Source organism: Mesorhizobium sp. WSM4823, from assembly GCF_055811195.1.
In genome coordinates, this window is the sequence record NZ_JBVVQL010000004.1 from 291236 (window position 1) to 314720 (window position 23485).

Here is a 23485-nt window from a genome sequence, read left to right on the forward strand (position 1 = left end):
CCGCGACACAGCTTGACGTATCACAGGACTAGTTGGGCAGACGGTCGCTCGTCAGTTTAGGCATTCCTCGGGGCGAAAGCGCTCTTCCCGCTCGCGCGGTCCGGATTAATCGCGATCGGGCATTCGCATCGGCAAGGGCGAGGCTCCCGTAAGCCCAAGAGAGGATGACGCTCATGAGTTGGAACCCGGCAATCGCCCCCGGCTGCCCTGATGAGGTCGGCATCGACGCGATCGAAACGCTCATCGTCCCGCGCGCTCGAGACCTGGGCGGCTTCAAGGTTCGGCGCGCCGTGCCGGCGCCGAAGCGGCAGATGGTCGGACCGTTCATTTTCTTCGATCAGGCCGGCCCGGCCGAAATGCTGACCGGGCAGGGCGTCGACGTCCGGCCGCATCCGCATATCGGTCTTGGCACTGTCACGTACCTCTTTCGCGGCGACTTCCATCACCGGGATAGCACCGGGGCAGACCAGATCATCCGTCCCGGCGAGTTGAACTGGATGGTCGCCGGGCGCGGCGTGACCCATTCGGAGCGGACCTCCGCAGCCGCCCGAACTGGTCCGAACAGCCTGTTCGGAATACAGACCTGGGTTGCGCTGCCCGACCGCCACGAGGACATGGCGCCCAGGTTCGAGCATTATGGCCAGGAGGCGCTGCCGGCGATCATGGATCGCGGCGTCTCGGTCCGGCTGATCCTCGGGGACGCCTATGGTGAGAAGGCACCCGCGACGATGTTCTCGGAGACGTTCTACGCCGACGTGACGCTCGAAGCCGGATGCCGACTGCCGATGCCGGACGATCACGAAGACAGTGGAATTTACATCGTCGAAGGTTCGATCTCGATCGCCGGCCAGGATTTCGAGGCAGGTCGGATGATGGTCTTCCGTCCCGGCGACAGGATCACTGTCGCTGCCGGCGACAGAGGCGCGCGCTTGATGATTCTTGGCGGCGCAACGCTCAGCGGACCGCGCTATATCTGGTGGAACTTCGTCGCCTCCTCGAAGGACCGCATCGAAGAAGCGAAGGCCGAATGGCGCGCCGAGGACTGGGGCAAGGGACGTTTCGATCTCCCGATCGATGACCGAGATGAGCACATTCCCCTACCGGACTGACCGGTGCTAAGACTGGCCGGTGCTAAGACTGGCCGGTGCTAAGACTGGCCGGCGCCAAGAAGGGTGTCGCCTGGGCAGGGACGCGGGCGGTTCAGACGAGATGACGCGTCGCGTGCCGGGTGTGTTCTGAATGGAGAAAGCAGAATGAGCAACAAGTGGCCCCACCTGGACTACCTCGGCTGGCGCGAAACGTCTTCGGCCCTGCATCTCTATTTGCAGATCGCCGGGAAATATCGCCTTGCTCATACCCCGTGGCTCAACCATTCCTGGAACGCGACCTTCTATGTCACGCCGCTCGGCCTGACCTCCTCGCCGATCCCCGACGGCCCAGGCATTGAGATCCTCTTCGACCTTCGGGACCATATGGTTGTTGGCACAAGCGGCAATGGTCGCGAGGCATCGTTTGCGCTCGGGCCATCCACAGTCGCGGCGTTCCACGCCAATTTCGTGCAGTTGATTTCCGAACTTGGAGGCACGCCGACCTTTAACGGCAATCCGAACGAGGTGCCCAACCCCGTGCCGTTCACCGAAGATCATCGCGACCGGCCCTATGACCGGGAAGCCGTTCAGCGCTTCCATCACGCATCGGTGGCGGTCGACAGGGTATTCAATCGGTTCCGGACCTCGTTTCTTGGTAAGTCCAGTCCCGTTCACCTGTTCTGGGGCAGTTTTGACCTGGCCGTCACCCGCTTTTCCGGGCGGCGCGCGCCTCTCCATCCCGGCGGCATTCCTTCATTGCCCAACGATGTGGCACAGGAAGCCTACGACCGCGAGGTCTCCTCAGCAGGTTTCTGGCCCGGCGGTGGCGGCATCGATTACCCGGCGTTCTATGCCTACGCCTATCCGGCGCCGAGTGGCTTCAGGAGCGCGTCAGTCCGGCCCGAGGGCGCGTTCTGGCATGAGGGCCTATCGGAATTCATCCTGCCGTACGATGCCGTTCAGTCGGCCGCAAATCCCGACGCGGCGCTGACGGAGTTTCTTGTCTCGACCTACGACGCTGCGGCCGATCTCGGAAGATGGGACCGCGACCTACTGGACTGCATGCCAGGGCGGCAGGGTCAGGCGCGGCCGCATGACGCCGAGCAGCCGGGCCCTGCCTCTCCCTTGACCGTCGAAAAGGTCGAACGGGAGGATACCGCATAGAAGGGACGCTACCGGATGCTCGTCGACGGCGTCGAAGCTGAGATGTCCTATAGCCGGGCCGGCGAAGGTTTGATCATCATCGACCATACCGAAGTTCCAGCGGCGTTGCGTGGCCGCAAGGTCGGCGAGCGACTGGTACGCCAGGCGGTCGAGGATGCCCGGCGCGAAGGGGTCGCCATCATTCCGCTTTGTCCGTTCGCAAAAGCGCAGATCGACCGTCATGTCGAATGGCAGGACGTGCTGCGTCGGCCATAGGCTGCGCGTAACTTCCTCCACCCGCCAACATACCGGCTCCGACCGACTCCTACCACCGTAAGCGGCGGACGTAGTTCCAGCGGCAATTGGCGGCAATTTTCGCTGTTGGCGCCGTGGAAATGGCAAAAATTGGCGCGCCGGAGAGGATGAAACCGGACACCGCTATATGATTGAAGTCGCTCTGTAAAAACTTTCAGGCGGATTCAGGGGCCTTAGCCTTTGCGAGGTCCTGCAGGAACTCTTCCATCAGCGGCCTGTCACCGAACCGGCGGTAAGCGCGCTCTGCTTCCAGCGAGAATGCCGGATGCGCCTCGATCAGCTTTGCCATCGTCTGCTGGGCTGCCTCGACCTCTCCGCCCCCGGCCTGCAAAGCGGCCTGAATCAGAAGGCAGTTTGCATCGCGCGGCGCTCGGATCAGGCATTCCCCTATGACCGCGGAAGCCTCATCGCGGCGGTCAGCCGCGTAGAGCGCCTGCCCGTGCACATAGGCATAGTACTCGGGCGCCATAGGATGAAGGCGGCGGGCCCGCTCTGCGTTGGCGACGGCATCATCATATTCCCCGAAGCGAACCTGCGCCTTTGCAAGCGCCATCATGCTGTCGGGATCGTTCGGGTTGAGCTCCACAGCGCGCCGGGCGGCCTGCAAGCCGCCTGAATAGTCGCCCTGAAGGGCAAGCCCGAAGCTGATGACTTGATAGCCAAGGCCAAGATTGGGATCGAGACGGACGGCCTGCCGGGCTTCGCTAAGCCCAAGATCTAGCTCCGGGGCGTTTGCCCGGCCGTCACCGCTCTGCGCCACGTTGGCGATATAGGTCAGCGCGAGGCCTGCGCGGGCGGCCGCATAGGACGGGTCCATTTCAAGGGCGCGCTGGTAGAGGCCCCGCGCTTCCAGAATGTCCTGCGCGTCATTGGTGCCGTGCCGGTAACGGTTGCGGGCCTGCAGCACGAGGTCATAGGCCTGCAGATTGTCGGTCGGGCGCTCCGCTGCCGCCGCCGCCTCGCTCCTGCCGATATAGGGCGCGATCTGCGCGACGATTTCAGTGGTCAGTTCGCTCTGGACGGTGAACACGTCGGCGACCTGCCGGTCGAAACTGCGCGACCACAGGTGCGCGCCTGTCTCTACATCGATCAACTGCGCCGACACGCGAAGCTGGTCGCCTTCACGGCGGGCGCTGCCTTCAACCACATAATCAACGCCGAGCTTCGCCCCGAGCTTGCGCACGTCCGTACCCTGCCCGTGAACGGCGTAGGTGGAATCGCGCGCGATTACCTGCAGCTCTGAATTGCGGGCAAGGGCTGTCGTCACATCTTCGGTCAGTCCGTCGGCGAAATATGATTGCTCGCCGCTGCCGCTCATCGCGGCAAAAGGCATGACCGCCACTGACGGCCGGGGGTCGGCGCGGCTCTGATCCATCGACAAGACCGCCGGGATGCGGCTGACCATGGCTGCCAGGGGGAGCGGCTGGATTTGGGTGCCGATGAGGATAAGGGCTATGGCGGCCGCGCCATAAGACCAGCGGGCAGCGGTGCTGCGTAGCACCTGCGGCACCTGCCGCCATGGCGACCACGCAGAGCCCGCGCGCCTTACGCGGTAGACATTGAGAAGCTCGGGAATGTTCTTGGCCCGCCTGCGGCCGATGCGGACGTACCTGTCCGCGCTGTTGCGGTCGGCCGCCATCACCACGGCGCCGCTGACGAATATCTGCCCCGGATCGCACATGGCCTCAAGACGGGCGGCCACATTGACGCCATCGCCGTATACGTCGCCGTCATCTTCAATGACATCGCCAAGATTGATGCCGATGCGCAACTCGAACGGGCCCTTGTCGAAGCCTTCCTGGATGGCCAGCGCCGCATCAACCGCTTCGTTGACGCTGGGAAACATAGCGAGAAAGCCGTCTCCCGCTGTCTTGACGATGCGCCCGCCATGGCTGGCAATGGTCGGATCAATGAGCTCATCGAAAACAGCGCGCAGCTTCGCGTAGGTGGAAGCCTCGTTTTCAGCCATCAGCAGGCTGTAGCCGACGATATCTGCGGCCATGATTGCCGCGAGCTTGCGTTCCATCAGCATTATTCCTGAGCGGCGGGCCATGCACGGACTATTGTTACTGATACTTAAGGCGACGCACGGCCCAAGATTAGACCCATAATCCCGGAAAGACTTATACACAGCTCACAAATGCGTGACGATTGTGGCCTACACCGTTCTGACCTTCGTCAGCCGTGATCTGCTTCGTCCGGAGCCGTCCGTCGCCGCACTGGCGGAGGGCGACGCCGTATTGAACAGCCTGGCCCTTGCCTGCCTGCCCGACCACGCGCCGCACCCCGTCCTTGCTGAATGACGGCTTCAGCCGGGGCTGGAGGGCTGGTGCCGCCCTTTCTAGGCTATCATCTCTGGTATCCAAGCCCAGCGGGCGATGATAGCCCGGCAGGGCCAACAAACCAGTTCAGCGCTGTGCTTCGCCCTTCATCGCAATTTGGTCTGTGCCATTAACTAGTAGGGATGTGCATTCCGATTGGCGCGCCCGAAGAGATTCGAACTCCTGACCCCCAGATTCGTAGTCTGGTGCTCTATCCAGCTGAGCTACGGGCGCGCAACAGGCCATGCTTTGCGTGGCCCGCGATCCGATCCTGGCGACCGGCCGCGATGTGACGTGTTCCCTAGCGACTGAATTTCCGAAAAGCAAGCCGATCCGGCAAAAGTTTTGTTGTTCGCGCTGGCCGGCTCGTTGTTTTGAGCAATTCCGGACGGAAAACCGTTACGCACTTTTCCTGGAATTGCCCCGGGTTCTGCGCAATTCCGGACGGGAAACCGTTACGCACTTTTCCTGGAATTGCCCCGGGTTCTGCGCAATTCCGGACGGGAAACCGTTACACAGTTTTCCTGGAATTGCCCCGGATCAGGCTGGGCGGCGCAGGCCGTTGCGGGCCTGGTCGAGCCGGACCGGCTCGTCGGGAATGGTGACCGCGAATGTGGTGCGGCCGCCCCTGCTTTCGACAAGCTCCACCGCGCCGCCATGGGCGCGGATCAATTCATAGGCGATCGCCAGGCCAAGGCCGGTGCCGCCGCTGCGGGCCGAGCCGCGGAACGCCGCGAACAGGTTCTCTCGTGCCTTCGGCGGCAGGCCGGGGCCGGTGTCGGTGACGGTGATGCGGCTGACGCTGCCGACGCGCTCTGCCGACACCGCCAACCGGCGCACCACCGCGCTTTCCGCGTCCGCCGCCATTGCCTGCACGGCGTTGCGGCAAAGATTGGTGAGCACGCGAAAGAGCTGATCGGAATCGGCATCCACCTCGAAAGCCAGGTCGACGGCGTTGACGAACTCGATACCGCCTTCGGTGTCGAGCAGGCCGTGGACGTCGTCGACCAGTTGGCGCAGCCTGAGCCTGCGGCGCGACGGCGGCGGCTCCTGGGTGCGGCCATAGGCGAGCACGCCTTCCGAATAGGATACGGCGCGATCGAGCGCGCGCAGCAGTTTCGGCGCAAAGGCCTGCACGGTCGGGTCCTTGACCTGGCGCAGACGGTCCGACATCAGCTGTGCCGACGCCAGGATGTTGCGCATGTCGTGGTTGATCTTCGACACGGCGAGGCCAAGGTCGGCGAGGTGCTTCTGCTCGGCAAGCATCTTTTGCAGCCGCTCCTGCATCTGCGAGAGCTCGCGCTCTGCAACGCCGATCTCGTCGGCGCGGGCGGCTGGGTGGATGATCCGCCCAGGGTCGTCCGGCGCCTCGGAGAAGGCCAGCATCGAACGCGTCATTGTCCGGATCGGCCCGATCATGATCAGGTCTATGGCGGCATAAACCAGCATGGCGGTGAACAGCGAGATCAGCAGCGAGACGAAGGCGACGTTGCGCGAATAGATGAGCATGGCATTGCGCAAGCTGTAGTCGGGCATGATCAGCTCGAATTCCTTGTCGCTGTCGCCGACAGGCCCGAACACGCGCAGCATCCGCTCGCCGCCGAAAAACAGCGTGTCCAAAGCACTGGTCATGCCCTCGACCAGGCCGACATTGGCGATGTCGATATGCTCGTCGACCTGCGGCGGCATTTCAGCCACCACCAAAAGGCGCGAGACGCCGCCGTCGCGCACGGCGATGGCCTTGGCGCCGATCGCCGTGAGCACGTCGTTCTGGGCGGAGCGGGACAGCGAGGCGGGCTCTCCCTGCACCAGCACGATCGAAACGGCGGCGGCGGTGTTCAGCCTCTCCTTCAGCCAACTCAGCCGGTAGCTGGCGATCCAGGGCAGAAAGATAAGGACCTCGGCCAGGAGCACGAAGACGATGGTGAGCAGCAGGAGCTTTGTCGACAATCCACGCGACAAGGGCACGGTACGGGCGGCGGTCGTCGCCCGATCGGTCCTGTCATCCGCGGATGGGATTTCACTCATGCTGCTTTTCTTCACGATCGCTTGATCGGCCAAGATTAGGCCATTGCGGCTTTTTTGCCAATTTCGTCCTTCGTCCCAGTACGGGATGAGACTGCCCAGGTTCGACGATCACTTCGGCCATCAGCCTGACGGCGCCTGATGTCGGCGCCGGATTGACTTCCAAAACCCTTCTTTCTATAAGCCCGCTCACGCTCGGGCCATTCGTCCCGGCGCGGTTTCGATCGCGCCAAACCGACCCGGCAAAGCTCCTGTTACAGAGTGACAGAATCAAGAAGGGCCGCACCCCGCGGTATTAAAACAAATGAAGCGTACATACCAACCGTCCAAACTCGTCCGCAAACGCCGGCACGGTTTCCGTGCCCGCATGGCCACCAAGGGTGGTCGTGGCGTCGTCGCAGCCCGCCGTAACCGCGGTCGCAAGCGGCTCAGCGCCTGACCGGAAGACGAGATCGTTGTCCGCAACCGGCAAGCCAGCGGGAGCCCATCCCAAGCGGCTTCTGAAGCGCGCGGACTTCCTGGCCGTCCGGCGTGGCGAAAAGCGCCGCGGGCGGCTTTTTCTCGTCGAGGTTCTGGACCGCAGCGACACAGAGGCGCCTCGCGTCGGCTACACGGTCACCAAGAAGGTCGGCAATGCAGTCGTGCGCAACCGCATCCGGCGGCGGCTGAGAGAAGCCGTGCGCACCCATGCCGCGGGTGACATGGCGCCTGGCAATGACTATGTCATCGTCGGGCGCGAAGACGTGCTTACCACTCCGTTCGGCCAATTGAAGGCCGAACTCTCCCGCCGATTGCGCGTAACACGATAGGCCAAGGCTTTCGATGGAAAACAACCGGAACTTCTTCATCACCATCGCACTGTCGGTGCTGATCCTGTCGCTTTGGCAGTATTTTTACGTGCTGCCGCAGAGCGAGGCACAGCGCGAGAAGGCCCGCGTCGAAGAACAGCGGGTAGCGGAGCAGAAGAAGGCGGCCCAAAGCACCAGTCCGGGCGGTAGCGAAACGCCGGTGCCGCAGCAAGGAGCCATTCCCAATGCAGCGGGCCCGAACGCACCGGGAACCGACGGCACGACGCCGGCCGGCCGCGAGCAGGCGCTGGCGTCGACCCAGCGCGTCAAGATCGACACGCCGAGCCTGGAGGGCTCGATCAATCTCACCGGCGCCCGTCTCGACGATCTCAGGCTCAAGCACTACACGACGACGGTCGACAAGAACTCGCCCGAGATCGAGCTGCTCAACCCGGCGGCGCTGCCTACCGGCTACTATGCCGAGATCGGCTTCGTCGGCAGCGACAAGACCGGCGCGGTGCCGGGGCCGGAAACGGTGTGGACCGTCGACGGCAATGCGACGCTGACCCCGGCGACGCCGGTTGCGCTGACCTTCACCAACGACAAGGGCCTGACTTTCAAGCGCACCTTCTCCGTCGACAGCGACTATATGTTCACGGTCTCGGACACGGTGCAGAATTCCGGTTCGACCGCAGTTACCCTGTCGAATTACGGCCGTGTCACCCGCTTCGACAAGCCTGCCGTCGCCAGCATCTATGTGCTGCATGAAGGGCTGATCGGCGTCACCGGCACGGAAGGCCTCCAGGAACACAAATACGCTTCCGTCGAGGAGGACAAGCAGTTCACGCCGGGCAAGTCGACCGATGGCTGGCTGGGCATCACCGACAAATACTGGGCGGTGACGCTGGTGCCGACAGAGAAGCAGCCGTTCCAGCCGCGCTACGCCTATTTCGAGGACGGCCGCCCCCGCTACCAGGCCGACTTCCTCACCGACCCGATCAATATTGATGCCGGCCAATCGGCGACGGTAGAGACCGAAATCTTCGCCGGCGCCAAGGAAGTCGCCAAGGTCAACGCCTATGCGCAAGATCGCCATATCAGGTTGTTCGACCGTTTGATCGACTGGGGGTGGTTCATCTGGATCACCAAGCCGATGTTCTACCTGATCGACACGATGTACAAATTCTTCGGCAATTTCGGTCTGGCCATCCTGGCCACAACCGTCGTGGTCAAAGCCGTTTTCTACCCGCTTGCCAACAAATCCTACGCGTCGATGGCGAACATGAAGAAGGTGCAGCCGAAGATGCTCGAAATCCGCGAGAAATACGCGGACGACAAGATGAAACAGCAGCAGGCGATGATGGAGCTCTACAAGACCGAGAAGATCAATCCGCTCGCCGGCTGCTGGCCGGTGGCGCTGCAGATCCCGGTCTTCTTCGCGCTCTACAAGGTGCTCTACATCACCATCGAGATGCGGCACGCACCGTTCTTCGGCTGGATCCAGGATCTGGCAGCGCCCGATCCGACCTCGATCTTCAACCTGTTCGGCCTCATCCCGATCACCCTGCCGCATATGTTGATGATCGGCGTTTGGCCGCTGATCATGGGTGTGACCATGTTCCTGCAGATGCGCATGAACCCGACGCCGCCGGACCCGACGCAGGCCATGATCTTCACCTGGATGCCGGTGGTCTTCACGTTCATGATGGCGGGTTTTCCGGCCGGCCTCGTCATCTATTGGGCCTGGAACAATCTGCTTTCGATCATCCAGCAAGGCGTGATCATGAAGCGGCAGGGCGCCAAGATCGAGTTGTGGGACAATCTGGTCGCGCTTTTCCGGAAGAAACCGTCGCCGGCGGAATAGCCGGCGTCCCCTTTTGCGGATTCAGAAAAGCCCCGGTCAGTTCACAGACCGGGGCTTTTTTCGCACAAGCCGAGCCGCCGCTGGACGCGAACCGATCGGCCCGGCGGTAGACGCCGCCGCGGCACATCCCTATAAGCTCGCTCTCGTTTCAGGAGCGTTCCGTCGATGAACAGGTAAGGATGATCCTGCGCGCACGCGGTTGGTTGCCGGGCGGATCGCGCTATTTTTGACCCTGTCTGTTTTTTCGCCGATGGAGCCAGACCATGATCGGACCCAACCCCAACATCAAGCACCCGATCCCGATGCATACGCGCGTCGGTTTCCTGAAGGGATTGGTCACTGCGCCGAACATCGAGATCGGCGACTTCACCTATTATGACGATCCGGACGGGCCCGACAAATTCGCCGAGCGATGCGTGCTGCATCATTATCCATTCATCGGCGACCGGCTGATCATCGGCAAGTTCTGCGCCATCGCCGAGGGTGCCCGCTTTATCATGAACGGCGCCAACCATGCCATGTCCGGCTTTTCGACCTATCCGTTCAACATCTTCGGTCATGGCTGGGAAGAGGGTTTCGACCCAGCCACCTGGTCGAAGGAATATCGAGGCGACACAGTGGTCGGCAATGATGTATGGATCGGCATGGAGGCAGTAATCCTGCCCGGCGTGACGGTCGGCCATGGCGCCATTGTTGCGGCAAAATCGGTGGTGACGCATGACGTGCCACCCTATGCGATCGTCGCCGGCAATGCGGCCAAGGTGGTGAAGATGCGCTTCGACGACAGGACCATCCGGCGGCTTTTGGCAACGGCGTGGTGGGATTGGCCGGTGGAAAAGATCAGCCGCAACCTCAATGCCATCAGAGGCGCCGATATTTCTCTTCTGGAGGCAGCGGTTTGAACGCGTTGAACAAGACCGTGATCGGCACCGAGCTGTTCACGCGGTCGTGGATATTTATCCGCGGCGTGCCGGCAATGAAATTCCTGCCGCCGGAAGGACCGCCGGAGATTGCCTTTGCCGGCCGCTCGAACGTCGGCAAATCGTCGCTGATCAACGCGCTGGTCAATCAGAAGGGGCTGGCGCGCACGTCCAACACGCCGGGGCGGACGCAGGAACTCAACTATTTCGTTCCGGGAGGATTTTCCGGCGAAGGCGCCGACCTGCCGCCGATGGCGCTGGTCGACATGCCTGGCTACGGCTATGCCACCGCGCCCAAGGAAAAGGTCGACGACTGGACGAAACTCGTCTTCGACTATCTCAAGGGTCGCGTCACGCTGAAGCGCGTCTACGTGCTGATCGACGCCCGCCATGGCATCAAGGCCAAGGACGACGAGGTGCTGTCGCTGCTCGACAAAGCGGCGGTGTCCTACCAGGTCGTGCTGACCAAGACCGACAAGATCAAAGCGGCCGGCGTGCCGCGATTGATCGAAGAAACACTGCAGAAGATCAAGAAGCGGCCGGCCGCGTTTCCGTTCGTTCTCGCCACGTCGTCGGAAAAAAACGAGGGCCTAGAGGACTTGCGCGCGGCGATCGTGCTGGCGGCCAATGGCGGCTAGGACTTTGCCTCTAGCGCAATTGTCTGGGTGCGTTCTTCCGTGGCAAGCCTTTCGGTGCCGTAAGCCTTCAGGAACATGCTGACGCCCGACCTGACAATGTGGTCGATTTCTTCCTGGCTCGGGGCTTTGGTGCGGTAGGCGAATATGCACTGACGGAAAAGACCTGCAAGGCACAGCTCGGTGAACTGATAGGCGGCAAGATCGACATCGTCGATCCGCAGCAGGCCGCGCTCGATGGCGGCATTGAGAAAAGCAACGACCTTGTCGTGGCCGCGTTTCGGGCCGCGTTCATAAAAACGCGCGCCAAGTTCGGGAATCCTGTCGGATGCGCCGATTACCGTGCGCTGCGCCTGGACGACCTTGGCCGAGGTTATCTTGAGGGACAGCACCTTGCCGAACTTCACTAACGTCTCGCGAAGGTCGTCGGCGCGATCGAGCAGATCGTACATGTTCTTGAAGATCGTGCCGCGCTCTTCTTCGATCAGCGCTTCGAACAGCTCTTCCTTGTTGGCGAAATAGACATAGATCGTGCCCTTGGAAACACCGGCCTCGCGCGTGATGTCGTTCATCGACGCCGCCTCAAAGCCCTTGTCGATGAAGACACGACGGGCGCCGTCGATGATCTGGCTGCGCTTGACCGGGTCCTGTCCCGCCGCGGGGCGGCCGCGACGCAGGCCATCCAGCAGATCGCACTGGTCCTTGTCGGGTTCGGTCATAACGTCACACCTCGAAAAATATTCGAACCGATCGGTTCGATCACCTTGATATGGGCCGCTCTCTGCGCTAAGTCAACGTTTGCATCGAACCGAACGGTTCAGTCTGACTGATTTTCCAGAGAGATGCCCCGTTTCCAGAGAAATGCCAAGAGAGATTCCATGTCCTCGAACGCAACCCCCACCGCCGACGTCCGCCCATTCCCCAACGCCAAGGTCGCGCCAGCAATCGAGGCGCCGAATGCCCCGACCGAGCCCGCCATAAGTCCTCCGGCCGACACGCCGGCCAAAAAGAAACGTTCGGCGCGCTCCTTTCTGTTGCCGATCATCGCACTTGGCTTGTTGGGCGCAAGCGCCTGGTATGGCTATGACTACTGGACCGACGGGCGCTTCATGATCTCAACCGACGACGCCTATGTCCAGGCCGACATGGCGTTCATCTCGCCGAAAATTTCCGGCTATGTCGATCAGGTCAAGGTGACCGAGAACCAGCAGGTCAAGGCCGGCGATCCGCTGCTGGTCGTCGACAATGGCGACTACAAAATAGCGGTCGCCCAGGCCGAGGCGCAGATCGCCACCTTGACCAAGACGCTCGACCGTATCGACGCCCAGACCGAGGCGGCGCGGGCGTCGCTCGAGCAAGCGCAGGCGCAGAAGACCGCCGACCAGGCCGCTGCCGACAATGCGGCGCGAGTTCAAGCGCGCGCCGCCCAATTGCTCAAGACACATGTCGGGACCCAGGCCCAGTTGGATGATGCCCAGACCGCGGTCGAGCAGGCCAATGCCGCCCTTGTAGGCGCCGATGCCCAGATCGCGGCGGCGCAGGCCAATATCGGTGTGCTGCAGGCGCAGCGTGCGGAGACGGCAAGCACGCTGGCGTCGCTGCAGCTTGCCCGTGACAAGGCCGCGCGGGACCTGTCCTTCACCGTGCTGCGCGCGCCCTATGACGGCGTCGTCGGCAACCGCTCCGTCGAGCAGGGCGACCTGATCAGCCCGGGACAGAAGCTCGCCGTCATCGTGCCGATGGACAAGCTCTATATCGTCGCCAACTTCAAGGAGACCCAGCTCGCGCGGCTGGTGCCTGGCGAAAAGGTCAGGATTTCGGTCGACGCGATCGACGGTGAGGATTTCGAGGGCACCGTCTCGTCGCTGGCGCCGGCATCCGGCGCGGTGTTCTCGCTGCTGCCGCCGGAAAACGCCACCGGCAACTTCACCAAGGTCGTGCAGCGCGTGCCGGTTCGCATCGACGTGCCGGCGGATGTGCTGAAGACAGGCAAGCTGCGCGCGGGCTTAAGCGTCGTCGTCGCCGTCGACAGCCGCACGGCGCCGGCCGCGTCGAACTGAGCGGCCGCTTGGGAGCAATGCCATGGCAACCGCGACCTTGACAGCAGGATCGCCGTCGGCAAGGCCGGCTACGCCTGACACCATTTCCACGCGGCGTGTCATAGCTTTCCTGGCCATGGTGTTCGGGATGTTCATGGCAATCCTCGACATCCAGATCGTCTCGGCCTCGCTGGCCGAGATCCAGGCGGGCTTGAGCGCCAGTTCCGACGAGATCCCGTGGGTGCAGACCGCCTATCTGATCGCCGAAGTCATCATGATCCCGCTGTCGGGTTTTCTCAGCCGGATGCTGTCGACGCGCGTGCTGTTCACCGTCTCCGCGGCTGGCTTCACCGCCGCGAGTGCGCTGGCGGCGACCGCCACCAATATCGACCAGATGATCGTCTACCGGGCCATCCAGGGCTTCATCGGCGGCGGCATGATTCCGAGCGTCTTCGCTGCCGCCTTCACCATCTTCCCGCCGTCGCGCCGCGCCATGGTATCGCCGATGATCGGTCTGGTGGCGACGCTGGCGCCGACCATTGGCCCGACCGTCGGCGGCTATATCAGCCATGCCATGTCCTGGCACTGGCTGTTCCTGATCAATGTCGTGCCCGGCATCCTGGTCACCGCTGCGGCATGGTCGCTGATCGACTTCGACAAGCCCAATCTCAAGCTGTTCAGCAAGTTCGACTGGTGGGGCCTTGCCGGCATGGCGGCCTTCCTGGGCTGCATGGAATATGTGCTGGAGGAAGGTCCTAACAACGACTGGCTGCAGGATCAGGCGGTGTTCATCTGCGCCACCATCATGACCGTCGGCGCGGTGCTGTTCTTCTGGCGCGCTTTCACAGCCGAGGAGCCGATTGTCGACCTGAAGGCCTTCACCAACGTCAACTTCGCCTTCGGCTCGCTGTTCTCCTTCGTCGTCGGCATCGGCCTCTACGGCCTGACCTATCTTTATCCGGTGTTCCTCGGGCGCATCCGCGGCTACGATTCCCTGATGATCGGCGAGGCGCTGTTCGTCAGCGGCCTGGCCATGTTCTTCACCGCCCCGATTTCCGGCATCCTGTCGAACAAGATGGACCCGCGTCTGATGATGATGATCGGCTTCTTCGGCTTCGCCACGGGGACCTGGTGGATGACGCATCTGACCGCCGACTGGGATTTCTATGAATTGCTGATCCCGCAGATCCTGCGCGGCTGTTCGATGATGCTGTGCATGGTGCCGGTCAACAACATCGCGCTGGGCACGTTGCCGCCCGAGCGGTTGAAGAATGCGTCGGGCCTGTTCAACCTGACCCGCAATCTCGGCGGCGCGGTCGGCCTCGCCGTCATCAACACGGTGCTGATCGACCGCAATGCCTTCCACTACGCCAGGCTCTCCGAACATGTGCAATGGGGCAGTGCCGCCGCGCAGGAGAAGCTGCAGAACATGACGCTCAACTTCGAGCAGACCGCAGGCCTCGACGCCTCCAAGGCGGCGATCTCCAAACTGTCGGGCATGGTCCAGCAACAGGCGTCGCTGCTGTCCTTCATGGATGTGTTTGTCATGCTAACGGTGCTGTTCGCGACGCTTGGGCTCTTCACCCTGGTGATCCGCAAGCCAGCCGCACAGGGCGGCGGCGGTGGCGGACACTGAGGAGCGCCGGATCCCCCGCCTGGCGCCCTCGCGCATGACCCCGAAAGGCGATTTTCGGGGTCATGCGCAAATCAACTGTTAGGATGTCTGGGAGCGGCGGACCCTCCGCCCCTCTATCTCTTTGTTTCCATCTCAGGCCGTGGCCGGCTTGAAGGTCAAGGCCACGCCGTTGATGCAATGACGCAAGCCGGTCGGCGGCGGACCGTCGTCGAAGACATGGCCGAGATGACCGCCGCAGCGGCGGCAGTGGACCTCGGTTCGGGTCATGCCCAGAGACCTGTCCACCGTCTCGCCGACGGCGTTGGGAATCTCCTGCCAGAAGCTCGGCCAGCCGGTACCGGAATCGAACTTGGTTTCGGAGGAATAGAGCGGCAGGTCGCAGCCGGCGCAGGCAAAAATGCCCTTGCGATGTTCGTTGAGCAACGGGCTGGTGCCGGGATATTCGGTGCCTTCCTTGCGCAGCACATTGAAGGACGCGTCGGACAGGATAGCGCGCCACTCGGCCTCGGTCTTGGTGACCTCGAAGGTTTCGGCCGCGCGTGCATCTTGCGGCCGGCCCATGCGCAACAGCGCTGCCGTGCCTGCCAGCAATGCCACGGCGGCACCGCTCCAAAGAAAGTCGCGCCGGATCATCACCATTCCTCCTGTTGTCCGTTTGCCAAATTCGACCGTCACACGGAAATCAAAAGCCAGTGACGGCCAGCTCCTGACAACGGGCACTCCGCACCTGCCCCAAGCTGGGGCGGACGGCGCGGAGTATACGCTTGTCGATCGCGCGGGTCACGCGAGCGGAAACCCGCGCCATCGGCATGGAGCCGCAGCCATATCTTCGCTGGCAGCAGGCCGTTCGTTACATCTTCGGCAGGAGAACCTTGTCGATGACGTGGATGACGCCGTTCGACTGCTCGACATCGGCGATCGTCACGTTGGCGACATTGCCGTTCTCGTCGGTCACCGTGACCTTGCCGCCATCGGCCTTGAGCGTCAGCTCGCAACCACCTGCTGTCTTGGCCTTGTGCGCGCCACCATCGTCAATGACCATCTTGGTGACGTCGGCAGCCAGCGCCTTGGCGCCGATGACATGGCAGGTCAGGACCTTGACCAGCTTGTCCTTGTTTTCCGGCTTGAGCAGCGTGTCGACGGTGCCGGCTGGAAGTGCTGCAAAGGCCTCGTTGGTCGGCGCGAACACGGTGAAGGGGCCGTCACTCTGCAGCGTGTCGACGAGACCACCGGCCTTGACGGCCGTGACCAGTGTCGTGTGATCCTTCGAGTTGACGGCGTTCTCGACGATATTCTTGGTGGCATACATGGCGGCGCCGCCGACCATTGGATTTTCGGCAAAGGCGGCGGTGCCGAGCGCTGAGACGGCGATCGTTCCGGCAAGCAAAAGGGTGGCGAGTTTACGCATAATTTCAATCTCCTCAGTTTATTTTTCCCCTCTTTGGGGGCGCAAGGAGATACGGCGGGATCAGTGCGTGAGTTTCCCCGATCATCGAAAAATTTTAACTTTCATGACGATGACTCAGAGCATGGGCTTCTTGGGCTCATGCTTCCCAATCTAATACCACCACGGAGTTTGATTTAAACCATTCTCGAGAAGGCCAGACGACAGGGGCGATCAGATGCTCTTCAAATCGCCCGCAGCGACCACGGGGCCGGTCGGCTGACCGGTCGGCGAACCGCCGGCCGGCTCGAGGCTGACCGCAAGCACGGCGCCCTGCGCAAGCTTTTCCTTAACGGCCGGCGAAAGGGTCATATGCGCGGTCTGACTGGCCGGGATGACACCCAACGAGACCGGCTGGTTCTTGCCCTCGATCATCCACAGCTCGAAATCCTTGCCGGCGGCACGCTCGCCCGAGACATGCGACAGGCCGACCTCGCGATGGGCGGCGTCATAGACGGCAAGATATCTGACGTCGCTGCCGTCGGCGGCCAGCGAGGCGACAAGCCGCGGCTGTTCGACCGGCGGGTTGAGGTAAGGCACGGCGATGGTGATCGCCAACGCCGCGACGGAAGCTGCGGCAAGACCGCGCCAGAAGGCAAGACTCGACCAGAGGCCGGAGCGTGGCTCTGCGACGAACAGTTGGCGATCTATCGCCTCCTTGACCCTGATCGGAGGCTCTGTCTCCGGATAGGCGCCTGCCATCGGCGAAAGATGCGCCTCCCAGGCATCGACGAGGCGCGCGAACGCGGCGTCCGCATCGATGCGGCGTGACGCGATCTCGCGCTCGTCCGCGTCCAGGGCACCAAGAACATACTCGGCGGCGAACAGGTCGTCGCCCCCAGGTTCCGGTCCGTTATCGTCTGCCGGCGTCATCTTTCCAGACACTCTCTGAGCTTCAGCAGGCTGCGCCGCAGCCAGGTCCGCATCGTGTTCAGCGGCACGTCATGGCGTGCCGCCAGTTCGGCATAGCTTTCGCCGTCCAGATAGGCGCCCCGGACGGCCGCCGCCCGGTCCTTTTCCAATTCGTCGAGACAACGATAGATGCGCTCGGATTCACCGCCCGCAACAGCCGCAGCCTCTGGTCCCGGCGCCGGATCGGCCACCTCGAGCGCAGCATCGATATAGGCGGCAGGCTCTCGCCGCGCCCTGATACGATCGATCGCGTGATTGCGCGCAATGGCCACCAGCCAGGAAATCGGGCTTAGATCCGAAACGGCGAAACGGTCCGCCTTCGTCCATATCTTGACGAAGACCTCCTGCAGCGCCTCTTCTGCCTCTCCCCGGTCCTTCAATACACGAAGGCAGACGCCGAAAAGTTTCGCGCTGGTCTGCCGGTAGAGCAGATCGAACGCAGCCCGGTCCTTCATCGAAGTCCGGACGATCAGATTGCTGATGTCCTGCGGCGTCATCGGCTGCCAAATTAGGCAATTGCAATGTATTTGCAACGGCGGAAGCGATCTTGCGTCACCGAGAGCATCATCGCTTCGATTGCCAAGAAAACCCGCAACCGCTAGCCTTCTCATAGCGGGGAGAGTGGCAATGTCGGTTGAACGGGTCTTGTGGGAGCACGACGCAACCGGGCTTGCCAGCCTGGTGCGCAAGGGCGAGATCGCAGCGCAGGAGCTCGTCGATGCGGCGATCGCGCGGGCCGAGGCCACCCACCCTGATATCAACGCCATCGTCGAGCCACTTTACGAGGCAGCGCGGACGCGGGCTAAAAGCATCGACCGCAAGCTGCCGTTGGCCGGCGTGCCCTTCGCACTGAAGGATCTCGGCATCGCCATGAAAGGCGTGCCATCCCACGGCGGCAGCCGCATTCCGGCTTTCGTTGCCGATTTCGATTCGGTGATGACCGAACGCCACCTGGCCGCCGGCCTTGTCCCCATCGCCACCAGCACCTCGCCCGAATATGGGCTGAGGCTGATGACCGAATCCGCCGCTTTCGGCATCACCCGCAATCCGTGGAACACGGCGCATACCAGCGGCGGCTCGTCTGGAGGTGCGGCTGCGCTGGTCGCGGCCGGCGTCGTGCCGGTGGCGCATGCTTCGGACGGCGGCGGCTCGATCCGCGTTCCCGCAGCCTGCACGGGGCTGGTTGGGCTGAAAACCTCGCGCGGCCGCGTGCCGCTGTCGCCGCTCGTCACCGAAAGCTGGTACGGTCTGGTCGTCGACCACGCGCTTGCCCGCTCGGTCCGGGATTCGGCCTTGCTGCTCGACCTGACCCATGGACCCGATCCGCTGTCGCCCTATGCGGCGGCGCCGCCCAAAGGCAGCTTTGCCGCCGCAGCAGCGCGGGACCCCGGCAAGCTGAAACTTGCCGTCTACCGGAAATCGCCGCTCGGCCTGCCGATATCGGCTGAGACACTGACAGCGCTGGATACGGCCGTGGCGCTGACGCGCGACGGCGGACACACGGTCGAAGAGATCGACCTGCTTTGTATCGATCGCGATTTCATGGCCGATTTCTGCAAGATCGTCGCCGCGGCGGTGGCCGGTACGATGCGCGCTGAAGCCTTGCGCGTCGGACGCTCCATCTCGGGCGACGTCGAGCGTGCCACACGCCTGATGAGCCGCTTCGGCGAGATCGTCTCGGCCGGCGAGATCTATGCCGGCCTGCAGCGGCTGCATGCCACGTCGCGCCGGCTGATTACCGACACCGCGCAATATGATGCCGTACTGATGCCTGTTATCGCCCATCCGCCGCTTGCCTGCGGCGCCATGGACCCGAAAGGCGCAGATGCGTTCATAGAGGACGTGCTCGACAGGCTGCGCCTCGCCCGTCTGTTGAAATTCAAGCCGCTGTTCGGCCAGTTGATGGACAAGAGCCTATGGTTCACCCACTGGCCGGCGATCCAGAACGTCAGCGGCCAGCCGTCGATCACGCTACCTGTCTATGTCACCGATGCCGGCCTGCCGCTCGGCATCCAGGCCGCCGGCCGGCCCGGCGACGAAGAGACGCTTCTGTCGCTGGCCGCGCAGATGGAGAAGATTTCAGGGTGGCAGGCGCGGCGGGCGCCGCTGCAGGTGCCGGCGTAGAGTTTGATCAATCATGACAGCAAAGCCGTTTGCGGCCAGCCGCAATTCCCGCTAAGACGCCGCCGATCATTTCAAGCTGGGAACCATGCCGATGACGGACATCGCCGCCACCGCCGAAATGCAGGCCGCGCTGCTTTCGCGGGCGCTGCCTTACATGCAGCGCTACGAGAACAAGACGGTGGTGGTGAAATATGGCGGCCACGCCATGGGCGATATTGCGCTCGGCAAGGCCTTCGCTCGCGACATCGCGCTGCTCAAACAATCCGGCGTCAATCCGATCGTCGTTCATGGCGGCGGGCCGCAGATCGGCGCCATGCTGAGCAAGATGGGCATCGAATCGAAATTCGAGGGCGGTCTGCGCGTCACCGACCAGAAGACGGTCGAGATCGTCGAGATGGTGCTGGCCGGCTCGATCAACAAGGAGATCGTCGCGCTGATCAATGCCGAGGGCGAATGGGCGATCGGCCTGTGCGGCAAGGACGGCAACATGGTTTTCGCCGAAAAGGCGCGCAAAACCATGATCGACCCGGACTCCAACATAGAGCGCGTGCTCGATCTCGGCTTCGTCGGCGAGCCGGTCGAGGTCGACCGCACATTGCTCGACCTTCTGGCGCGCTCCGAAATGATCCCGGTGCTGGCGCCGGTGGCGCCCGGCCGCGACGGCCACACCTACAACATCAATGCCGATACCTTTGCCGGCGCCATCGCCGGCGCCTGCCAGGCGACACGCCTTCTGTTCCTCACCGACGTGCCCGGCGTGCTCGACAAGAACAAGAAGCTGATCGACGAGCTGACCGTGACCGAGGCAAAGGCCTTGATCAAGGACGGCACGGTGTCGGGCGGCATGATCCCCAAGGTCGAGACCTGCATCGAGGCGATCGAGCGCGGCGTCGAGGGCGTCGTCATCCTCAACGGCAAGACGCCGCATTCGGTGCTGCTCGAACTCTTCACCGAGCACGGCGCCGGCACGCTGATCGTGCCGTGAACGTCGGCGGCTGACGGGCGCTTATCGGCCGAAAACGCAAGGTCCACCCCACCGGGGCATATTCATCGCCGGAGATGCCCGAGCGGCACATGGCCCGGCCCCTTGATGTTTTGCAGCACGAGCTGCGTGTGGACGTCGCGCACGCCGTCGAGCCGCATCAGCCGGTGCATGACGAAGGCATTGAGTTCGTCGACCGATGGCACCATCACATGCAGCAGGAAATCGTAGTCGCCGGTCATCGTCCAGCATGACGACACCTCGTCCATGCGCTGCACGGCAGCGATAAAGGTTTCGGGCGAACCGTCGCTGTGGGTTACGAGGCGCACTTGAATGAACACTTCGACCATCAAGCCGACGGCCCGCCGGCTGAGCACAGCGGCAAAGCCCTTGATGATGCCGGCGCCCTGGAGGGCTTCGAAGCGGCGCGCGCACGGCGTCGTCGACAGGCCGATCTCCTGGGCCAGTTCGGATACGGGCTTGCGTCCGTCACGTTGTAAAATGTCGAGCATCTTGATCTCAAAACCGTCAAACTGAGGCACTTTCACTCTCCTACAGCTTAGCTGTGGTGGCTTTTACCTCAAATCACGTGTTCGAGCCATCATCAAAGCGGATTTACCTCACCGGATCCGGCTAGATTTTTATGATGAGGTTAGTCGTGATTTCCAGGGAGAACAGCCATGACGATCAACGTTGCCGACTACGCCCGCGAATGCGCGGCGCAAGGCCTTCGCGGCGACTATTCGGTCTGCCGTTCCGATTTCACCGTGGAGCAGAGCTACAACTACACCGCTGACGAGCAGGCGGTGTGGCGTACACTGTGCGACCGCCAGACGAAGCTGACCAAAAGGCTGGCGCACCGGTCCTATCTCGACGGCGTCGCCACGCTGGGCCTGCTCGACAAGATTCCGGATTTCGGTGCGGTCAGCGAAAAGCTGCGCAAGCTTACCGGTTGGGAAATCGTCGCCGTGCCGGGGCTCATTCCCGGACCAGCCTTCTTCGTCCACCTCGCCAACCGGCGCTTCCCGGTGACCAACTGGCTGCGGACGAAACAAGAGCTCGACTACATCGTCGAGCCGGACATGTTCCACGACTTCTTTGGCCATGTGCCGGCGCTGACGCAGCCGGTCTTTGCCGATTTCATGCAGATGTATGGCGACAAGGCCGAGGACCTGATCGCGCTTGGCGGCGACGAGATGATCAGCCGCCTTTACTGGTACACCGTCGAATACGGGTTGATACAGGAAGCCGGCCAGCCGCTGAAGGCTTTCGGCGCCGGGCTGATGTCGTCCTTTGCGGAACTTCAATTCGCGATTGAAAGCGAGGAGGCGCACCATGTCCCCTTCGATCTGGAAACGGTGATGCGCACCAGTTACGAGATCGACAAGTTCCAGCGCGCCTATTTCGTGCTGCCGTCCTTCGACGTTTTGCGCGATGGATTCCAGAACGTCGCCGAGATGGCAGCGATCGTCGGACGCCACAAGGGCAAGCCGGCGCTCGACCCGGCGAAACTTTAAACGCAGGGGAGGCTCGCAGCCGGCGGGCGTTGTGGCGGACGACGATCCCTCGGCCGGCCGGCTGAGCCGGCCTTCTATACGCCCTATACGCCGATGACCTTGCCAAGGTGGTCGCCCAGACGGCAGGCCAATGCGACGATCGTCGTCGTCGGGTTGCATTCGCCGGACGTGCAGAACACCGAGGACCCGCCGACATAAAGATTGTCCATGCCATGCACCTTTGAGTTGGCGTCGACAACGCTCTTGGTCACGTCCGTGCCCATACGGGTGCCGCCCATATGGTGGTGGCCGGCCAGTTCCTCATTGGTCGGATAGTCCCCGCCATTGGTAAGCCAGTCGGCGATGCGCACCCGGCCGAGATCCTTCTGGACGAGCGTCGTCCCGAACAGCCTCAAGCCCTCGAGGAGCGTGCGGCGCTCCAGCTCCGACTTTTTCCAATGCAGCTCGATGCGCGGCACGCCGGCATGGTCGATATCGGCCTTCGATAACTGAACCCGGTTCGAGGCCAGCGGCGCCTGTTCCCAGGTGACATAGAGCTGGGCAGCGCAGCGCAGGTCCTGGCTGAGCTGGTAGGACACCCATTCGGCCATCTCGGGCGCCGTGCAGGCGAGGTCGGCGATGATGCGTTTGACGCCGGGGTACGGCGTCTCGATCAGCCTGATGCCGAAATTCATGATCTCAAGGCGTTCCATGGCGGCAAGCGTCGGCGAGAAAAAGGCCTCGTTGGTGGCGTCGACCTCGAACGCGCTATAGTCAGCAAGGATGGCATTGCCGCCCTCGAAGGTCGGATGCTCCATCCAGTAGCGTCCGAGTGCCGTAGCCTTCGGCACCACGCCGCCATTCGAGCGCTGGTTCGACCACAGAAGCAGCCGCGAGTTTTCCAAGCCGCCAGTACAGACGATGAAATAGTCAGCGGTGAAGGAGCCGGCATCCTGGCCGTTCGACCACAATTTGGCGCCGGTCACTCGTCTGCCATTGCCGGTAAGCTCGGTGGCATAGGTGTTGAGCACCACGGCGACGTTCCGGCTCTTGTCGAGCTCGTCGGCGAATTTTTCGCCGAAGCGCACGGCCGGGCTTTTGATCAGTTGCACCCAGCGAATGTCGTCCGAGATCGATATGTCCGGCCGGAAGTCGGCAAGTTCGAGGGTATCGTGGACTTCAGGCAGATAGGGTTCGATATCGGCGCGGCTGATTGGCCAGCCGGTATCCGGCGCCCAGGCCTTGGGCTCGAAATCTTGGCTGTCGAGCACGCGGCACCAGCCGGCCCAGTGATTGGAGCTGCCGCCCATGAAGCGCAGCCGGGTGATGTCGAGGTCGAAATAGGGATCGCCGACCGTGGCGCCGCGATAGAAATCCTGCGAATCATCGCTGAACTCACGGGAGCCGGCCTCCAGCACCACAACCGGAATGCCGGCCGCGCCAAGCTTTCTGGCGATCGTGGTGCCGGCTGGCCCAGAGCCTAGAATGCAGACCTTGGCGGTGAAATTCGCCGCCCGAAATGCCTCGTAGCTGTCGAAGATCAAGCCAGGTCGCTCCTTTTGAGGATCCAACCATTGATCTCGACGATCGCGTCCGGATCGGCATCGGGCAGCTTGCGGAACAGCGACAAGGCCGGCAACGCAATCAGCGCCTGCATGATCGTGCGGCGCGACATTTTCCTGCTGAAGAACCTCATGACACGTCTCTCGATGGGGCTTCGATCCATGCATGGCGTTCCCAGAACGGCACTTGC

At 62.7% G+C, this 23485-nt stretch carries 24 protein-coding genes and 1 tRNA gene; 14 read left to right on the forward strand and 11 right to left on the reverse strand.

The genetic code is table 11. The features are described 5' to 3' along the window. Positions 1-173: 173 nt before the first annotated feature. The 3 genes from AC0L26_RS13385 to AC0L26_RS13395 all read left to right on the forward strand — a co-directional run bounded on the left by AC0L26_RS13385 (position 174) and on the right by AC0L26_RS13395 (position 2507). Positions 174-1109, forward strand: coding sequence for a pirin family protein (locus AC0L26_RS13385; RefSeq protein WP_473632947.1), 936 nt, complete (start codon positions 174-176; stop codon positions 1107-1109). Between the two features lie 144 nt (positions 1110-1253). Then, entirely contained in the window at positions 1254-2252 is a 999-nt protein-coding gene (locus tag AC0L26_RS13390) for a DUF5996 family protein (RefSeq protein WP_473632948.1), read from the forward strand. Positions 2253-2267: 15 nt separating this feature from the next. Next, positions 2268-2507 (forward strand): GNAT family N-acetyltransferase, encoded by a 240-nt coding sequence (locus AC0L26_RS13395; RefSeq protein ID WP_473632949.1) that lies wholly within the window; start codon positions 2268-2270, stop codon positions 2505-2507. A gap of 193 nt (positions 2508-2700) precedes the next feature. Here the strand turns inward: AC0L26_RS13395 and AC0L26_RS13400 are convergent, their stop codons facing one another. Further along, a complete protein-coding gene (locus AC0L26_RS13400) occupies positions 2701-4572 on the reverse strand; it encodes a tetratricopeptide repeat protein (RefSeq protein WP_473632950.1) in 1872 nt (623 codons plus the stop codon). Between the two features lie 127 nt (positions 4573-4699). On the opposite strand from AC0L26_RS13400, the gene AC0L26_RS13405 reads away from it, so the two are divergent. Further along, complete coding sequence (locus AC0L26_RS13405; RefSeq protein ID WP_473632951.1) at positions 4700-4849, forward strand: hypothetical protein; 150 nt, start codon at positions 4700-4702, stop codon at positions 4847-4849. Positions 4850-5024: 175 nt separating this feature from the next. On the opposite strand, the gene AC0L26_RS13410 is transcribed toward AC0L26_RS13405, so the two are convergent. Both AC0L26_RS13410 and AC0L26_RS13415 read right to left on the reverse strand, forming a co-directional pair. After that, positions 5025-5101 (reverse strand) — tRNA-Arg (locus tag AC0L26_RS13410). Positions 5102-5407: 306 nt separating this feature from the next. Then, positions 5408-6895: an ATP-binding protein gene (locus tag AC0L26_RS13415; RefSeq protein WP_473632952.1), complete on the reverse strand. Its 1488-nt coding sequence runs from the start codon at positions 6893-6895 to the stop codon at positions 5408-5410. Positions 6896-7196: 301 nt separating this feature from the next. Here AC0L26_RS13415 and rpmH point away from each other — a divergent pair, with 301 nt between their 5' ends. The 5 genes from rpmH (at position 7197) to yihA (ending at position 11102) form a co-directional block, all read left to right on the forward strand. After that, complete coding sequence (rpmH, locus tag AC0L26_RS13420) at positions 7197-7331, forward strand: 50S ribosomal protein L34 (protein ID WP_008833937.1); 135 nt, start codon at positions 7197-7199, stop codon at positions 7329-7331. Between the two features lie 16 nt (positions 7332-7347). Then, positions 7348-7701 (forward strand): ribonuclease P protein component, encoded by a 354-nt coding sequence (gene rnpA / locus AC0L26_RS13425; protein WP_473632953.1) that lies wholly within the window; start codon positions 7348-7350, stop codon positions 7699-7701. 13 nt (positions 7702-7714) lie between these two features. After that, positions 7715-9544 (forward strand): membrane protein insertase YidC, encoded by a 1830-nt coding sequence (gene yidC, locus AC0L26_RS13430; protein WP_473632954.1) that lies wholly within the window; start codon positions 7715-7717, stop codon positions 9542-9544. Positions 9545-9807: 263 nt separating this feature from the next. Continuing rightward, positions 9808-10446, forward strand: a complete 639-nt coding sequence (locus AC0L26_RS13435; protein ID WP_473632955.1) for a CatB-related O-acetyltransferase — start codon at positions 9808-9810, stop codon at positions 10444-10446. Further along, a complete protein-coding gene (gene yihA, locus AC0L26_RS13440) occupies positions 10443-11102 on the forward strand; it encodes a ribosome biogenesis GTP-binding protein YihA/YsxC (protein WP_473632956.1) in 660 nt (219 codons plus the stop codon). Before AC0L26_RS13435 ends, yihA begins: the two co-directional genes overlap by 4 nt. Here the strand turns inward: yihA and AC0L26_RS13445 are convergent. Further along, on the reverse strand, positions 11099-11818 hold the full coding sequence (locus AC0L26_RS13445) for a TetR/AcrR family transcriptional regulator (RefSeq protein ID WP_473632957.1): 720 nt from the start codon (positions 11816-11818) through the stop codon (positions 11099-11101). The two genes, yihA and AC0L26_RS13445, sit on opposite strands and share 4 nt — an antisense overlap. A gap of 159 nt (positions 11819-11977) precedes the next feature. On the opposite strand from AC0L26_RS13445, the gene AC0L26_RS13450 reads away from it, so the two are divergent. Continuing rightward, positions 11978-13159: an HlyD family secretion protein gene (locus AC0L26_RS13450; RefSeq protein WP_473632958.1), complete on the forward strand. Its 1182-nt coding sequence runs from the start codon at positions 11978-11980 to the stop codon at positions 13157-13159. Between the two features lie 22 nt (positions 13160-13181). Further along, positions 13182-14774 (forward strand): DHA2 family efflux MFS transporter permease subunit, encoded by a 1593-nt coding sequence (locus AC0L26_RS13455; protein WP_473632959.1) that lies wholly within the window; start codon positions 13182-13184, stop codon positions 14772-14774. A gap of 132 nt (positions 14775-14906) precedes the next feature. Here AC0L26_RS13455 and msrB read toward each other — a convergent pair whose 3' ends face one another. The 4 genes from msrB to AC0L26_RS13475 form a co-directional block, all read right to left on the reverse strand. Then, on the reverse strand, positions 14907-15407 hold the full coding sequence (gene msrB, locus AC0L26_RS13460) for a peptide-methionine (R)-S-oxide reductase MsrB (protein WP_473632960.1): 501 nt from the start codon (positions 15405-15407) through the stop codon (positions 14907-14909). A 217-nt stretch (positions 15408-15624) separates the two neighbouring features. After that, positions 15625-16182 (reverse strand): fasciclin domain-containing protein, encoded by a 558-nt coding sequence (locus AC0L26_RS13465; RefSeq protein WP_473632961.1) that lies wholly within the window; start codon positions 16180-16182, stop codon positions 15625-15627. 210 nt (positions 16183-16392) lie between these two features. Then, positions 16393-17091: an anti-sigma factor gene (locus tag AC0L26_RS13470; RefSeq protein ID WP_473632962.1), complete on the reverse strand. Its 699-nt coding sequence runs from the start codon at positions 17089-17091 to the stop codon at positions 16393-16395. Then, positions 17088-17627 carry a sigma-70 family RNA polymerase sigma factor gene (locus AC0L26_RS13475; protein ID WP_127291227.1) on the reverse strand — a complete coding sequence of 180 codons (540 nt, stop codon included), beginning with the start codon at positions 17625-17627 and terminating at the stop codon, positions 17088-17090. Before AC0L26_RS13475 ends, AC0L26_RS13470 begins: the two co-directional genes overlap by 4 nt. Before the next feature lie 130 nt (positions 17628-17757). Here AC0L26_RS13475 and AC0L26_RS13480 point away from each other — a divergent pair, with 130 nt between their 5' ends. Further along, the gene (locus AC0L26_RS13480; RefSeq protein ID WP_473632963.1) at positions 17758-19254 is read left to right on the forward strand and encodes an amidase; all 1497 of its coding nucleotides are present in this window, start codon (positions 17758-17760) and stop codon (positions 19252-19254) included. A gap of 91 nt (positions 19255-19345) precedes the next feature. After that, entirely contained in the window at positions 19346-20239 is an 894-nt protein-coding gene (gene argB, locus AC0L26_RS13485; protein WP_354489832.1) for an acetylglutamate kinase, read from the forward strand. Positions 20240-20301: 62 nt separating this feature from the next. Here argB and AC0L26_RS13490 read toward each other — a convergent pair whose 3' ends face one another. After that, the gene (locus tag AC0L26_RS13490; RefSeq protein WP_473632964.1) at positions 20302-20778 is read right to left on the reverse strand and encodes an Lrp/AsnC family transcriptional regulator; all 477 of its coding nucleotides are present in this window, start codon (positions 20776-20778) and stop codon (positions 20302-20304) included. Between the two features lie 138 nt (positions 20779-20916). On the opposite strand from AC0L26_RS13490, the gene phhA reads away from it, so the two are divergent. After that, positions 20917-21753 (forward strand): phenylalanine 4-monooxygenase, encoded by an 837-nt coding sequence (gene phhA, locus AC0L26_RS13495; RefSeq protein ID WP_473632965.1) that lies wholly within the window; start codon positions 20917-20919, stop codon positions 21751-21753. 83 nt (positions 21754-21836) lie between these two features. Here the strand turns inward: phhA and AC0L26_RS13500 are convergent, their stop codons facing one another. Together AC0L26_RS13500 and AC0L26_RS13505 are read right to left on the reverse strand one after the other, a co-directional pair. After that, positions 21837-23276 (reverse strand): GMC oxidoreductase, encoded by a 1440-nt coding sequence (locus tag AC0L26_RS13500; RefSeq protein ID WP_473632966.1) that lies wholly within the window; start codon positions 23274-23276, stop codon positions 21837-21839. Next, positions 23273-23428 (reverse strand): hypothetical protein, encoded by a 156-nt coding sequence (locus AC0L26_RS13505; RefSeq protein ID WP_354489840.1) that lies wholly within the window; start codon positions 23426-23428, stop codon positions 23273-23275. Before AC0L26_RS13505 ends, AC0L26_RS13500 begins: the two co-directional genes overlap by 4 nt. Positions 23429-23485: the final 57 nt, after the last annotated feature.

Excerpts from the sequence above, each read along its gene's own strand:
- AC0L26_RS13385 (WP_473632947.1), top strand. The coding sequence starts at position 174 with ATGAGTTGGAACCCGGCAATCGCCCCCGGCTGCCCTGATGAGGTCGGC.
- AC0L26_RS13390 (WP_473632948.1), top strand. The coding sequence starts at position 1,254 with ATGAGCAACAAGTGGCCCCACCTGGACTACCTCGGCTGGCGCGAAACG.
- AC0L26_RS13395 (WP_473632949.1), top strand. The coding sequence starts at position 2,268 with ATGCTCGTCGACGGCGTCGAAGCTGAGATGTCCTATAGCCGGGCCGGC.
- AC0L26_RS13400 (WP_473632950.1), bottom strand. The coding sequence starts at position 4,572 with ATGGAACGCAAGCTCGCGGCAATCATGGCCGCAGATATCGTCGGCTAC.
- AC0L26_RS13415 (WP_473632952.1), bottom strand. The coding sequence starts at position 6,895 with ATGAGTGAAATCCCATCCGCGGATGACAGGACCGATCGGGCGACGACC.
- rpmH (WP_008833937.1), top strand. The coding sequence starts at position 7,197 with ATGAAGCGTACATACCAACCGTCCAAACTCGTCCGCAAACGCCGGCAC.
- yidC (WP_473632954.1), top strand. The coding sequence starts at position 7,715 with ATGGAAAACAACCGGAACTTCTTCATCACCATCGCACTGTCGGTGCTG.
- AC0L26_RS13435 (WP_473632955.1), top strand. The coding sequence starts at position 9,808 with ATGATCGGACCCAACCCCAACATCAAGCACCCGATCCCGATGCATACG.
- AC0L26_RS13445 (WP_473632957.1), bottom strand. The coding sequence starts at position 11,818 with ATGACCGAACCCGACAAGGACCAGTGCGATCTGCTGGATGGCCTGCGT.
- AC0L26_RS13450 (WP_473632958.1), top strand. The coding sequence starts at position 11,978 with ATGTCCTCGAACGCAACCCCCACCGCCGACGTCCGCCCATTCCCCAAC.
- AC0L26_RS13455 (WP_473632959.1), top strand. The coding sequence starts at position 13,182 with ATGGCAACCGCGACCTTGACAGCAGGATCGCCGTCGGCAAGGCCGGCT.
- msrB (WP_473632960.1), bottom strand. The coding sequence starts at position 15,407 with ATGATCCGGCGCGACTTTCTTTGGAGCGGTGCCGCCGTGGCATTGCTG.
- AC0L26_RS13465 (WP_473632961.1), bottom strand. The coding sequence starts at position 16,182 with ATGCGTAAACTCGCCACCCTTTTGCTTGCCGGAACGATCGCCGTCTCA.
- AC0L26_RS13470 (WP_473632962.1), bottom strand. The coding sequence starts at position 17,091 with ATGACGCCGGCAGACGATAACGGACCGGAACCTGGGGGCGACGACCTG.
- AC0L26_RS13475 (WP_127291227.1), bottom strand. The coding sequence starts at position 17,627 with ATGACGCCGCAGGACATCAGCAATCTGATCGTCCGGACTTCGATGAAG.
- AC0L26_RS13480 (WP_473632963.1), top strand. The coding sequence starts at position 17,758 with ATGTCGGTTGAACGGGTCTTGTGGGAGCACGACGCAACCGGGCTTGCC.
- argB (WP_354489832.1), top strand. The coding sequence starts at position 19,346 with ATGACGGACATCGCCGCCACCGCCGAAATGCAGGCCGCGCTGCTTTCG.
- phhA (WP_473632965.1), top strand. The coding sequence starts at position 20,917 with ATGACGATCAACGTTGCCGACTACGCCCGCGAATGCGCGGCGCAAGGC.
- AC0L26_RS13505 (WP_354489840.1), bottom strand. The coding sequence starts at position 23,428 with ATGAGGTTCTTCAGCAGGAAAATGTCGCGCCGCACGATCATGCAGGCG.